Annotated in this window: 14 protein-coding genes and 1 pseudogene; all 15 read left to right on the top strand. The window is 39.1% G+C overall.

Features of this window, described 5'->3' with window-relative positions:
• The 15 genes and pseudogenes from ispG (at position 1) to I2F31_RS06035 (ending at position 13,500) form a co-directional block, all read left to right on the top strand.
• Positions 1-1,119 (top strand): flavodoxin-dependent (E)-4-hydroxy-3-methylbut-2-enyl-diphosphate synthase, encoded by a 1,119-nt coding sequence (gene ispG, locus I2F31_RS06105; RefSeq protein ID WP_195769405.1) that lies wholly within the window; start codon positions 1-3, stop codon positions 1,117-1,119.
• Positions 1,116-2,417, top strand: coding sequence for a histidine--tRNA ligase (hisS, locus tag I2F31_RS06100; RefSeq protein WP_195769404.1), 1,302 nt, complete (start codon positions 1,116-1,118; stop codon positions 2,415-2,417). Before ispG ends, hisS begins: the two co-directional genes overlap by 4 nt.
• A 16-nt stretch (positions 2,418-2,433) precedes the next feature.
• On the top strand, positions 2,434-3,138 hold the full coding sequence (locus tag I2F31_RS06095) for a YfgM family protein (RefSeq protein ID WP_195769403.1): 705 nt from the start codon (positions 2,434-2,436) through the stop codon (positions 3,136-3,138).
• Entirely contained in the window at positions 3,139-4,293 is a 1,155-nt protein-coding gene (gene bamB / locus I2F31_RS06090) for an outer membrane protein assembly factor BamB (protein ID WP_195769402.1), read from the top strand.
• Between the two features lie 3 nt (positions 4,294-4,296).
• Entirely contained in the window at positions 4,297-5,706 is a 1,410-nt protein-coding gene (gene der, locus I2F31_RS06085; RefSeq protein ID WP_195769401.1) for a ribosome biogenesis GTPase Der, read from the top strand.
• Between the two features lie 126 nt (positions 5,707-5,832).
• Entirely contained in the window at positions 5,833-6,462 is a 630-nt protein-coding gene (locus tag I2F31_RS06080) for a beta-ketoacyl synthase chain length factor (RefSeq protein ID WP_323127564.1), read from the top strand.
• Positions 6,447-7,268, top strand: a pseudogene (locus tag I2F31_RS06075) (lysophospholipid acyltransferase family protein). Before I2F31_RS06080 ends, I2F31_RS06075 begins: the two are co-directional and overlap by 16 nt.
• The gene (locus I2F31_RS06070; RefSeq protein ID WP_195769400.1) at positions 7,228-7,488 is read left to right on the top strand and encodes a phosphopantetheine-binding protein; all 261 of its coding nucleotides are present in this window, start codon (positions 7,228-7,230) and stop codon (positions 7,486-7,488) included. Before I2F31_RS06075 ends, I2F31_RS06070 begins: the two are co-directional and overlap by 41 nt.
• Before the next feature lie 10 nt (positions 7,489-7,498).
• Entirely contained in the window at positions 7,499-7,756 is a 258-nt protein-coding gene (locus I2F31_RS06065; RefSeq protein WP_195769399.1) for an acyl carrier protein, read from the top strand.
• A complete protein-coding gene (locus tag I2F31_RS06060; RefSeq protein WP_195769398.1) occupies positions 7,744-8,301 on the top strand; it encodes a COG4648 family protein in 558 nt (185 codons plus the stop codon). The genes I2F31_RS06065 and I2F31_RS06060 overlap by 13 nt, the downstream gene beginning before the upstream one ends.
• Entirely contained in the window at positions 8,288-9,895 is a 1,608-nt protein-coding gene (locus I2F31_RS06055) for an AMP-binding protein (protein ID WP_195769397.1), read from the top strand. The genes I2F31_RS06060 and I2F31_RS06055 overlap by 14 nt, the downstream gene beginning before the upstream one ends.
• Positions 9,892-10,623, top strand: a complete 732-nt coding sequence (locus I2F31_RS06050; protein ID WP_195769396.1) for a glycosyltransferase family 2 protein — start codon at positions 9,892-9,894, stop codon at positions 10,621-10,623. The genes I2F31_RS06055 and I2F31_RS06050 overlap by 4 nt, the downstream gene beginning before the upstream one ends.
• 6 nt (positions 10,624-10,629) lie before the next feature.
• A complete protein-coding gene (locus I2F31_RS06045) occupies positions 10,630-11,547 on the top strand; it encodes an LpxL/LpxP family acyltransferase (protein ID WP_195769395.1) in 918 nt (305 codons plus the stop codon).
• A gap of 2 nt (positions 11,548-11,549) precedes the next feature.
• The gene (locus I2F31_RS06040; protein WP_195769394.1) at positions 11,550-13,085 is read left to right on the top strand and encodes an HAL/PAL/TAL family ammonia-lyase; all 1,536 of its coding nucleotides are present in this window, start codon (positions 11,550-11,552) and stop codon (positions 13,083-13,085) included.
• A complete protein-coding gene (locus I2F31_RS06035; RefSeq protein WP_195769393.1) occupies positions 13,075-13,500 on the top strand; it encodes an acyl-CoA thioesterase in 426 nt (141 codons plus the stop codon). The genes I2F31_RS06040 and I2F31_RS06035 overlap by 11 nt, the downstream gene beginning before the upstream one ends.
• The last annotated feature ends 25 nt before the right edge of the window (positions 13,501-13,525 follow it).

Raw genomic sequence — 13,525 nt, 5'->3', positions numbered from 1 at the left:
ATGATAGTAAACCCGATCAAACGCCGACCAACACGTAAAATTCGTGTCGGGTCGGTTTATGTTGGTGGCGATGCCCCGATTAGCGTACAAAGCATGACTAACACAGAAACCTGTGATGTTGATGCCACTGTTGCACAAATTCAGCGTTGTGCTGATGCAGGTGCAGACATCATGCGTGTGTCTGTTCCATCTATGGAAGCAGCCGAAGCGTTTGGTGCCATTAAAAAACGTGTGAATGTGCCATTGGTTGCAGATATTCATTTTGACTATAAAATTGCACTCGCTGTTGCAGATTATGGTGCAGACTGTTTGCGAATTAACCCTGGTAATATTGGTTCGGAACAAAAAATACGTGAAGTAGTTGCAGCTGCTAGGCATCATGGTATTTCAATGCGTATTGGGGTGAATGCAGGATCACTTGAAAAAGACTTACAAAAAAAGTATGGCGAGCCAACAGGTGAGGCCTTGCTTGAGTCAGCACTGCGTCATATCGATATTTTAGATCGTCTAGACTTTCATGAGTTCAAAGTCAGTGTAAAAGCCTCTAATGTATTTTTGACGTTAGATGCTTACCGCTTATTGTCAAAGCAAATTGATAACCCATTACACTTGGGTGTGACAGAAGCAGGTATTTACCGTACAGGTACAGTGAAATCTGCTATTGCACTCGGTGGCTTATTACTCGATGGTATTGGCGATACTATGCGTATTTCTTTGGCGGCACAGCCTGAAGAAGAAATTAAAATTGGTTTTGATATTTTAAAATCATTGAGTTTACGTTCAAACGGCATTAACTTTATTGCATGTCCGAGTTGTTCGCGACAAGAGTTTAATGTCATTCAAGTCATGCAAGCCCTTGAAGAGCGTTTAGAAGATATTCGTACACCAATGGATGTGTCTGTGATTGGCTGTAAGGTCAATGGGCCTGGTGAGGCGAAAGAGGCAGATATTGGTGTGGTTGGAGCGAGCCCGAGATCGCTTGTGTACCGAAATGGTGATAAAAGCCATCTTATAGATACACATCAGTTGGTTGATGAAATTGAGTCAATGGTTCGTCAACGTGTAGAAGAGCTTGAAGAAGCTAAATCCAAAGAAATTATTCGTAGTTCATCATCATGAGTTCAATTGTAGCAATTAAAGGTTTTAACGACATTCTTCCAACACAAACAGTAGCTTGGAGAAAGTTAGAAGTATATTTAGCATCGTTAATGGATGCGTACGGCTATCAGCAAATTCGTCTGCCACTGGTTGAAAATACAGGCTTGTTTAAGCGTGCGATTGGTGATGCAACAGATATTGTTGAAAAAGAAATGTATACCTTTTTTGACAAAGGGAATCCGCCAGAGTCTTTAACTTTAAGACCTGAAGGAACGGCTGGTTGTGTCCGTGCATTGCTTGAGCATAACCTACTGCGTGGTGCAACACCGCGTGTGTGGTATACAGGGCCAATGTTCCGCTATGAAAAACCTCAAAAAGGTCGTTATCGTCAGTTTCACCAGTTTGGTGTGGAAACCTTTGGTGTAGCAACACCAGATATTGAAGCAGAGCTGATTTTACTGACAGCACGTTTGTGGAAACATTTAGGTATTGCAGATAAAGTGCAACTTGAGCTCAATACACTGGGTGAGTCTGATGAGCGTACAGCCTATAAAAATGCGTTGGTTGATTATTTAACGGTACATAAATCTGAGTTAGATGAAGACTCACAACGCCGTTTAACCACCAACCCGTTACGTATTTTAGATTCAAAGGATGAGCAAACACAGCGTATTTTAGCGACAGCACCGCAATTGCATGACTTTATGCAAGAAGAAACTTTGACGCATTTTAATACGCTAAGAGGGTATTTAGACCAAGCGGGTATCGCATATGTTGTCAACCAAAAGCTGGTACGTGGTTTAGATTATTACAATAAAACGGTATTTGAATGGACGACAACCCATTTAGGCTCACAAGCGACAGTGTGTGGTGGTGGCCGTTATGACTCACTCGTAGGGCAGCTTAAAGGTAAAGCGAACCAGTCTGTACCTGCTGCAGGCTTTGGTATGGGCTTGGAACGTTTATTACTGTTATTAGAGCAGTTTGCCACACCTGAGCCTGTACGCGACTGTGAGGTGTTTTTAGTCACAGATCCACAGTGTCAAGCACAAGCATTATTGTTTGCAGAACAACTTCGAGATGAATTAGAGCAAGCCAATGCAAAAATTCGTGTTAAAGTAGGCTCGCAGGGCAGTATGAAAAGCCAAATGAAAAAAGCAGACCAGTCAGGTGCAGTTTATGCCATGATTTTTGGTGAGCGAGAGCAAGTTGCTCAACAAGTTGCGTTTAAGCAATTAGCAACAGCAGAGCAAACAGATGTTAAGCTGGCTGATGTGGTTTCATTTTTGCTTCAGCAATTTCCATCATCTCGCGTTTAGTAGTAAGGATCATGACATGAGCGCACTCACAGAAGAAGAACAGTTAGATAAGTTTAAATCGTTAGGCAAGAAGTATGGTTCTTCTGTCGTTACAGCGATTTTAGTAGCACTGATTGCTTTTTTTGCATGGAATTATTGGCAAAAAAACAACCAAGTTGACTCACAAAATGAAACAGCTCGTGTACAGCAACTCATGGATCAGGCGCAAGTGGCCCCTTTGAGCGATAAAACTGCATTAACGAATTTAATGCGTTTGTCTGATGAAATTGTAAAAAAAGATCCTAACTCTGTTCAAGCGATTCAAGCACAGCTTATTTTGGCAAAAATATTTGCTGACCGTAATGATTATGTTGCCGCTGAAAAAGAGTTACAAAAAGCACAAACTGTAAAGATAAAAGATGAAGGCCTGATGGCTTTGGTCAATTTACATTTGGCTTATGCACAAATCGCCAATAAAAAATACGATGATGCACTAAAAACACTTGATTTAGTGAAGCTTGATTCATTTAAAGGCACTGTAGATGAAGCACGTGGTGACATTTATGTGTATAAAAATGATACACCAAATGCGAAAATTGCGTATGAGAGTGCTTGGAAGGCTGCGGTTGCACGTAAGCAACAACCACAAATTTTACAAATAAAACTCGAAAGTGTTGGTGTTTTAGTAGATGATCCTCATATTGAAACTCCAATTTTGAAAACACAAGTGGACGAATCTTAAATGCATAAAAAATTTAAAATACCGTTTGCGTTAACTATTTTAGCAGTTGCGCTTGTTGGCTGTTCAAGTAATAAACCTAAGGTTGAAAAAATAAAACCAAACCCGTTGCCTAAACTGGTACAAGCAAAAAGCTTACAACAAGTTTTTTCTCATAGTGTTTCTGCGAGCAATAAAAAAGATCCTTTACGCTTACAAATGGCGGTAGATCAGGGTGTTATTTACTTTATTGACCCTAAAAAAGGCACAGTTGATGCATTCCAAGGCAATAAACAGCTTTGGTCGAGTCAAATTTACAAAACTGGTGTGTTGAGTGCTGGGCTTGAAGTTGGGCAAGGTACAGTCATTGCTGGAAACCAAAAAGGCGAGCTGTTTGGTTTAGAGCAAAGCACAGGCAAAATTTTGTGGAAAGCACAATTGTCTGGGCCAATTATTACGCCGTCGCATATACAGCTCGGTCGTGTGATTACAGTAACAAATGATGGCAATGTCTATGCACATGATGTTGCAACAGGTCAGCAGTTATGGACATATAAGCTACCAAATGTAGCACTGAGCTTACGTGGTCAAGCAACCCCTGTTCAACTCGACCCGAATAATGTACTTATTGCGACAGCAAACTCATATGTTTACGGTATAGATGTTGTGAGTGGTGTACCACGATTACAACGCCGAGTATCTGTTGCTGAAGGCCGTACAGATATACAGCGTGTTAACGATATTGATGGCGACCCTGTCATGATGGGTCAGTTCCTTGTGACCACAAGTTACCAAGGACAAGTCACTGTAACAGACTTACAGCAGCAACAAGTGGTTTGGACAGACAATGCAAGTAGCAATAAACGTCCAGAAGTAACGCGTGATGCAATATATATCACTACCACAGATGGTAAAGTCATTGCTTACGGATTGCTTACAGGGCAAAAACTGTGGGAAAATGATCAACTATTACATCGTAATTTAAGTAACCCTGTATTATTGGGTTCAGATCTTGTTGTGGGTGACTTTGATGGTGCACTTAGCCTCATTGACCCAACCACAGGAAAAATCACAGGTCGTTCAACAACCAAGGGTGAAGTGACTTCACTGCGTGTTGTAGACAACCAACTTTATGTTTCAACACAAAAGGGCGCATTAAGCGTTTGGCAGAACCGTTAACTTATGAAACCCGTAATTGCGCTGATTGGGCGTCCTAATGTCGGCAAGTCGACATTATTTAATCAGATTACCAAAAGTCGAGATGCTCTTGTTGCAGACTTTGCTGGTCTTACACGTGACCGTAAATACGGTGATGCAACCTATGATAATAAATCCTTTATTGTTGTAGATACGGGCGGTATAGGTGAAAGTGAGCTAGGTATTGATGCCTATATGGCTGAGCAGTCTAAAACTGCAATTAATGAAGCGGACATCATTGTTTTTGTTGTAGATGCACGTGCAGGACTATTAGCATCTGACGAGCAAATTGCACGTGAGCTGAGAACACTTGGTAAAAAAGTGTACTTGGTTGCCAATAAAGTTGATGGTGTACATGCTGAAGCCGCTGTTGTTGAGTTTTATCAACTCGGCTTTGGTGAGCCGATACATGTTGCTGCAAGTCATGGACGTGGTGTTGCGCAGATGCTCGAGGATATCTTAGAAGATATTCCAGAAGATGAAGACACAGATGTACTTGACCAACAAACTGGTTTACGTCTAGCTGCGATTGGTCGCCCGAATGTGGGTAAATCAACACTGGTTAACCGTTTGTTGGGTGAAGACCGCGTTGTTGTCTTTGATATGCCTGGTACAACACGCGACTCTGTATATATTCCTTATGAGCGAAATGAGCGTAAATATACGTTAATTGATACTGCGGGTGTACGTCGTAAAGGTAAAGTCGATGAAACAATTGAAAAATTTTCGATTGTAAAAACTTTACAAGCCATTAAAGATGCACATGTTGTGGTAATGGTCATTGATGCACGTGAGGGTATTGTTGAACAAGATCTTCACTTGATTGGTTATGCTTTAGAAGCAGGCCGTGCTATGGTGATCGCCATTAATAAATGGGACAATATGTCTGAGTATGACCGTAAGCAGGTTAAACTTGATGTAGAGCGTCGTTTTGGTTTTATTCCTTGGGCACGCGTACATTTGATTTCTGCGCTTCATGGTACTGGTGTAGGTGATTTATATCCATCGATTCATCGTGCGTATGAGTCTGCAAATTTAAAAGTATCTCCTTCTAAACTCACGCAAATTTTAAATGATGCAACAGATCAGCACCAACCACCAATGGTGAATGGTCGTCGTATTAAAATGCGTTACGCTCATATGGGTGGACAGAACCCTCCTACGATTGTTATTCATGGTAATAAAGTTGATAAAACGTCAGCGGACTATCGTCGTTACTTAGAGAATGTATTTCGTAAGGTATATAAGCTCGAAGGTACACCTGTTCGAATTGAGTTTAAGACGTCTGAAAATCCATTTGAAGGTCGTAAATCTCAAATAGATGAGCGTGTTGCTGCGCGTCGTCGTCGTTATGTACAAAACTTTAAAAAGGCTGAAAAGAAATTTAAACGTTAATTTTTTTTGCAGTCTCCAAAAACCAAGCACTATCGCTTGGTTTTTTTTACAAAAAAAATGTTCGTATTGTTTTTGTATCTGTAGTGATTTGGTTATAATTAAGTTTTTATTAAGTATGGATTAAATGTGAACTTAAAGTTGCAAGTTGAGCAACTATTTAGAAGTGTTGCGACATCAAAGTTTGATGCATTAGAAAAAATTCCAGCCATGCAACGCCGTAGACTCTCTCCACTTGCCAAATTGGCATTAAATAGTGCATTCAATGCTTTATCTAATAATAAAGTAGACTATATTGTTTGGGCTTCTCGATTTGGAGATGAGGCCAAAACACTTGCAATTTTACAAGATGTATTACAAGGCGAAACACCGTCACCGACTCAATTTTCAGTATCTGTGCATAATGCAATATCGGGCTTATACTCTATTTTAAGAAATGATCACACAATATCTACCAGTTTAAGTGCAACATGGCCTGAGGCTGTGGTTGAAGCATATGCATTTTTAAAAACCCAACCATGCGCAAGTAAAGCACTGATTGTTTATTATGATGCACCTATTCCAGATGTATATGTAGACTTAGATACTTTTGAATCATTTGCACTTGCAGGTATTGTGAGTTTAGAACAACCAAATATTATTTTAAATGTAGATAAGTTAAGTGTTCTAGACCCTTATAACAATACGGTTGAATTTGACGCTTTTTGGGAAGATAAATCCTTACTACAGTCCAATCAGGGAGTCTGGGAAAGGTGTTAAAGAAAAAATTAAATTATGTTTGGCGTGTTGGCGCAACAGGCTTCAGTTTTGGTGTGGGTGGTGTTGCGATTGGTACTTTGTTAGGGCCAATACTTAAGCTAAAAAAATTAGATAAACAAGAAAGGGTTGCTGTGACCCAAACGGTGATTAAACAAAGCTTTTATCATTTTGTGGAAATGATGGTGAAGCTTGGCATTATGACCTATGACGTTGAGGGAATAGATAAACTCAAAGAGAGTCAACAAGAATTAGTCATTGCAAATCACCCGACATTAATTGATGTAGTTTTAATTATTGGTTTAATGGAGCGGGCAAATTGTGTGGTGAAACAAGCCTTATGGAAAAATATTTTCACAGCAGGCCCTGTGACCAATGCAAACTATATATTGAATCAAGGTTCTGAGCAATTTATGAATGATTGTGTGGCACGGTTACATGAAGACAATGCTGCATCATTGGTCATTTTTCCTGAAGGAACACGAACAATAAAAGAAAAGAAAATCAATGACTTCCAAAGGGGGCGGCAAATATTGCATTGCGTGCAAATGTACCTATTCGCCCTGTCGTGATTACATGTAATCCATCGACACTCAGCAAAAATGAAAAGTGGTATCACATTCCTGATCGGCCTTTTCATATTTCTATTCGTGTATTGGATCCAATTTACGTTCAAGATGTTGTTCCTCAGCTTGAGGTGACACCAAAAAATGTACGTCTTTTAAACCAATATCTTTATCAATTTTTTAATCAAGAGTTATCTAAGTAATGAGTGGTCTTGCAACACAATTAAAGCAAATGATTATTGATGTTTTAGCGCTTGAAGATATAAGCGTAGATGATATTGATAATGCAGCACCCCTTTTTAATGAGGGTTTAGGCTTAGATTCTATAGATGCTTTGGAGTTGGGGCTTGCTCTGAAAAAGCGTTATAACATTCATTTAAATGCAGAATCAGAAGATACTAAAAAATATTTTCAATCTATTAATACATTAGTAGAGCTGGTTGAACAAAAAGGCACATGTTAGAGATATTATTATGTTAACAGAAGAGTATATTTTAAATCAGTTACGTGAGTGGATGGATGAGTTGTTTGAAATTCCACCAAGTAAAGTCAATATGGATTCTAATTTATATACTGACTTAGATGTAGATAGTATTGATGCTGTTGATCTGGTTGTAAAAATCAAGAATTTGACGGGGAAAATGGTTCAGCCCGAAGATTTTAAGAATGTCAGAACCGTACATGATGTTGTGTTGGTCATACAAAAAATGTCTGCTGAATGCGAGGCATAGTTCCTGTCTTAACTGGCATTCTCTTGGCACTTTACCCATTTTTAATGGGTTGGTGTTTGTCGCATGGCTATGTGTGGCAGGTGAGTGTGTTGTTATTGGTTCTAGGTGTACTACGTGTTGTTGTACAAAAAAAGAATAATCTGCTGTGGCCTTTAACATGGCTTGCAGTGATTTGTGGTGGTTTAAGCTTGGTGTTCCAATCGACTTTAGGGCTTAAGTTTTATCCAGTAGTGATGAGCCTTGGTGCACTGTGTGTGTTTTCTTATACGTTATGGAAACCACCATCAATGATAGAGCGTTTTGCTCGTGTTTTTGAGCCAACACTTCCTGTAGAAGGGGTAATATGGACGAGAAAAGTGACAGTTGTATGGTGCATTTTTTTTGCACTCAATGCGGTTTTGGCACTGTGTACAGTCTTTTTTTTCCCTATACAGGTTTGGGTCTTATATAACGGTTTTATTTCTTATTTAATGATGGGGGTGCTGTTGCTTGGTGAATGGATCTTCCGCAAAAGGCAACAGAAAATTCATAATGAATCATATTGATTACGCGAATCACATTTTATGTTGGGATAGTCTTTTAGCCCCCATTACATTTTCTGAATTTTGGCAAGATGTTGAGCAACAAGCAGGTATTTTATCTAAAAACCCATCGGCTGAAATGGCACTGTGGGAAACGGATAGCTATGACTTTTTAGTTTTGTTTTTTGCGGTGCTTACGGCAGGCAAAACTTTGATTTTACCGCCAAATCGTATTGCCACTTTAGAACAACAATTAAAAGATCAAGGCGTATGTTTTGTTGAGCGACAACCTTCTCAGCAGTTTATGTCTATAGATTTTGAATTATTAGAGCAGTCTAAAATTGTTTTCTTTACCTCGGGGTCTACAGGTCAGCCAAAGCAGATTGTGAGAAATTTAAAACAGCTCTTGAATGAAGTTGTATGTTTGGAGCAACATTTTTCTTTACCTAAACAAAGTGTAGCGATTGCAACAGTCAGTCATCAGCATATTTATGGGTTGTTGTTTAAATTATTATGGCCTTTAGTTACGGGTCGAAGTTTTTATCGTGAGCAATTACTTTATCCTGAGTATGTGACTCAGCTACAGCATAAATTAGTTGAAAAAGATCTTGATAACCATCTGGTTTCTAGTCCTGCATTGTTAAAACGTTGGTCAACGGATATTGATTTAATTGCATGTGCATCTATTTTCTCGTCAGGTGGAAAGTTAGACACAGGTATTCGAGCAGGTATTAATGTAGATATTAGTGAAATTTTAGGTAGCTCTGAAACAGGTGGAATTGCTTATAAAAAATGTGATGATGCATTATGGCGTGCTTTTCAAGGTGTAGACATTGGTGTTCTTGAAGATCAACAGCTTCATGTGCGTAGCATGCACGCGATGAGCACCGATTGGGTACTTACTGGTGATCGTGTAGATGTATTTCCAGATCAATGTTTTAAGTTATTAGGTCGTGCAGATCGGATTATTAAACTTGAAGAAAAGCGTTTAAGTTTAGATTCAATAGAACAAGCCATTTTACAACTTGATGAAATTGAGCAATGTCATGTATTGGTGGTCGAACATGAGCAACGGCAAATGTTGGCTTGTGTTGCAGTTTTATCTGAAGCATTTCAGTCAGTGCCGAAAGCAGGCTTGGTAGCTGGTTTGAAAAAAGAGTTGGATGGTTTGCTTGAAAAAATTGCAATCCCTCGCCGTTGGAGGTTTTTATCTAAAATGCCTATAAATAGCCAGTCAAAGTTAAATCGCCAAAACTTAAAAGCACTCTTTGATACAAACTTATATCCAGTGATTTTATCTGAATATACAGAGCAAGATCAGTATTGTTTTGAACTAGAATTTATGGCCGATTTGGTGTGTTTTAAAGGTCATTTCCCAAATTATCCTATTTATCCTGGTGTAGGTCAAATTGCATTTGTTGACTATTTTGCAAAGCGAATTTGGTCAGATTTAAATTGGTGTTGTGGCTATGAGCAACTCAAGTTTCAAGAGGTCATTCAGCCAAATCAGGTGATTGTATTGACGTTATCTAGAAAGGAAGAAAAAGTCAGCTTTAAAATACGTATCAATGATAAAACATTGGCTTCAGGCCGTTTGGTATATGAGTGTCAATCATGAAAATGGTCTTTATTATTCCTGTTTATAATCATCCACATTATTTAAATGAGTTGATTGATCATTTAAAAAGTTTTAATCATGACATTATTGTTGTTAATGATGGCAGTAACCCTGAAACATCACAAATATTACAAAGTATTGCTCAACATCAGTCTGTGATATTAGTTGAACATGCTCAAAATTTGGGTAAAGGGCAGGCGGTTATGAGTGGCTTAAAACAAGCCGCACGCTTGGGCTATAGCCATGCATTACAACTCGATGCGGATGGACAACATTGCTGGCAAGATATTCCTAAATTTTTAGAAGCAGCACAGCAAAACCCTACAGCAATGGTGATTGGACAACCGAAGTTTGATGCTTCTGTACCTAAAAAACGTTTGTATGGACGTTATGCCACGCATATTTGGGTATGGATTAATACGTTGTCTTTAGACATTAAAGACAGTATGTGCGGTTTTAGAGTGTATCCGATTGATGCCAGTTTAAGCATTATGAATAGGTATCGGCTACGCCCACGTATGGGATTTGATAGTGAAATATTGGTGTATTTAAAATGGGACGGAACACCAGTTATTAATATTCCAACAGAGGTCATTTATCCTGAAAATGGCATTTCACATTTTAAAGTGTGGGATGATAATGTTGAGTTAACCAAAATGCACACATCACTTTTTTTTGGCATGCTTGCTCGTTTACCTAAATTATTGCGTCATCACATAAAAGGTTAGACGGAAATGGCAAAACCACGTTGGAATGAAGTGAAAGAAAAAGGTGGTATGTTACCTTTACTGCTTATTTTATGGTTATACCGTTTAGGTGGTCGCTGGCTCATTCAGTGTATTTTATATTTTATTGTGCTGTGGTATTGGTTATTTTCGACAGCATCAAGAAAAGCCTCTCTAGATTATTTACAACGACTACATGTCTTTGCAGGTGAGCATTCGCCATTTTCTCATGCCCCAACCATGAGGCAAACCTATGCTCATCTCATGAGCTTCTCACAGTCTATTTTAGATAAAATCGAAGGCTGGCTAGGAAAGTTTTCTCAGCAAGATTTACAGATTACAGGCCATCAATCTTTGAGTCAGCACTACAAAAAAGGGCTAATTTTAATTGTTTCCCATTTTGGGAATATTGAGCTTTTACGTGCAATCAAAGCCGAGCATGTGCAAAAAATTAATGTGTTGGTTTATCAAAAACATGCCTCTAAATTTAATCAATTTTTACAAAAAATTAGTGACAAAGCCAATATTAACTTAATTTCTGTAGATGAATTGGGGGTTGAAACCGCAATTTTTTTAGAGCAGAAATTAGCACAGGGTGAGTGGGTGCTTATTGCGGCTGATCGCGTACCAATTCATTCTAACCGAGTTCTCAGTATTGATTTTCTAGGTGAAGATGCTTTATGGCCACAAGGGGCTTGGATTTTAGCAAGTTTGTTGAAAGTGCCCGTGGTTGCCGTGTTTTGTTACCGTGTTCAACAAACATTTGAAGTACATATTCATCCAATGTCTGAATGTTTACAGCTACCTCGAAAAACAAGAGAACAGGCATTGAACAACATCGCAACACAGTATGTTCGATTGGTCGAGCAACATTGCCTGCGTGTACCTTATCAGTGGTTTAATTTTTATTATTTTTGGAATAAATAACTATGCACATATTAACCGTGGGTGAAGTGCAACTCACTATTGAAGATATTGTTGCTGTTGCAAAGAATGGCTGTCAGGTTGCTTTACCTAAAAGTGTGGCTTGGAATGAAAAAATTCAGCAAGGTGCAGACTTTTTAGATGAACTTTTAAAAAAAGACGGTGTGATTTACGGTGTGACTACAGGGTATGGTGACTCTTGCTTAGTTGATGTGCCTATACATCAAGTCAATGAATTACCACTACAGCTCTCTCGCTTTCATGGCTGTGGTTTGGGTGAAAACCTTGATGTTGTGACTGGTAGAGCTGTCATCATTACTCGGCTATGCTCACTGGCTCGTGGGTTTTCAGGGGTATCTTTAGCACTACTTCAACGCCTTGTTTGGATGCTTAATGAGAATGTGATTCCCATGATTCCTTCTGAAGGGTCTGTCGGGGCAAGTGGTGATTTAACACCATTGTCTTATATTGCAGGTGCTTTGGCAGGTGAGCGAGATGTCTATGTTGATGGTCAGATTGTGCCCATTGCTCAAGTTTACAAAAGTCATGCACTTGACCCAATTGTGTTAAGACCCAAAGAAGGGCTTGCACTCATGAATGGCACAGCTGTAATGACTGCGATCGCGTGCTTAAATTATAAAAGAGCAGAACAAATCAGTTTGGCAAGTACCTGTATTACTGCATTAAATGTTTTGGCATTAGATGGTAACGCCAGTCATTTCGATGGAGTTCTATTTGCACAAAAGCCTCATGTTGGACAACAACATATTGCTACACAATTAAGGGCGTTTTTGTCATATCAGCCAGACCAAGCGCATCAAAGCTCACGCTTACAAGACCGATATTCGTTACGTTGTGCACCCCATGTGATTGGCGTATTTGAGGACTCTAAAGTCTGGTTGCGTCAATTTATTGAAAATGAATTGAACTCAAGTAACGACAATCCATTAATAGACCCAATAGAACAGCGTGTATTACACGGTGGACATTTCTATGGCGGTCATATTGCACAAGCCATGGACAGTTTGAAGTTAATGATTGCCAACATTGCAGATTTGATGGATCGTCAAATGGCACAGTTGGTCGACCAAAAAATGAATCATGGCTTACCACGCAACTTAACAGGTGCAACAGCAGAGCGACTGCCTTTAAACCATGGTTTTAAAGCAGTACAAATTGCCGTTTCTGCATGGACAGCAGAGGCACTGAAACAAACGTTACCTGCCTCAATCTTCTCAAGATCAACAGAATGTCATAATCAAGATAAAGTCAGTATGGGCACTATCGCTGCTCGTGATGCGACTCGAACAATGGTGTTGACTGAACAAGTGATCGCTGCTTTAAGCTGTGCGGCAACGCAAGCAGTGTATTTAAAAAATGTAGCCGTTTCACCACAATTACAACACTTTATTGATTGGACAAAAGAGACATTTCAATATGTGATTGAGGATCGCCCATTGCAAGATGAATTACAGCAATTGGTTGATCGTTTAGAAAATCTAGAATTGTTAGCACAGTGGGAGAGTGACAATGCATATTGATGTTGAAATGGAAATCCCTTTTCATGATGTAGATACCATGAATATTGTTTGGCATGGGCACTACATTAAATATTTTGAAATTGCACGTTGTAAACTCCTCGATTTATTTGGCTACAATTATAATGATATGCTCGAGTCTGGTTATGCTTGGCCTGTGATTGATAGTCATGTGAGGTATATTCATGGTATTGAATTTCAACAAAAAATTAGAGTGCGAGCCATACTAAAAGAATGGGAAAATCGTTTAAAAATAGACTATCTTATATTTGATGCTAAAACAGGTAAGCGTATGACCAAAGGTTATACCACACAGGTCGCAGTTAATATGCAGACCCGTGAACTGTGTTTGCAGTCACCGAAAATACTGTTTGATCGTTTAAATGCGTGGGATCTTTTTGTGGATACTGAAGCATGAAACAGATATTTATTCTTTTTTTCAG

It is taken from the genome of Acinetobacter rathckeae, from assembly GCF_015627125.1.
GTDB lineage: Bacteria > Pseudomonadota > Gammaproteobacteria > Pseudomonadales > Moraxellaceae > Acinetobacter > Acinetobacter rathckeae.
This window is presented reverse-complemented; position numbering and strand designations above follow the sequence as displayed.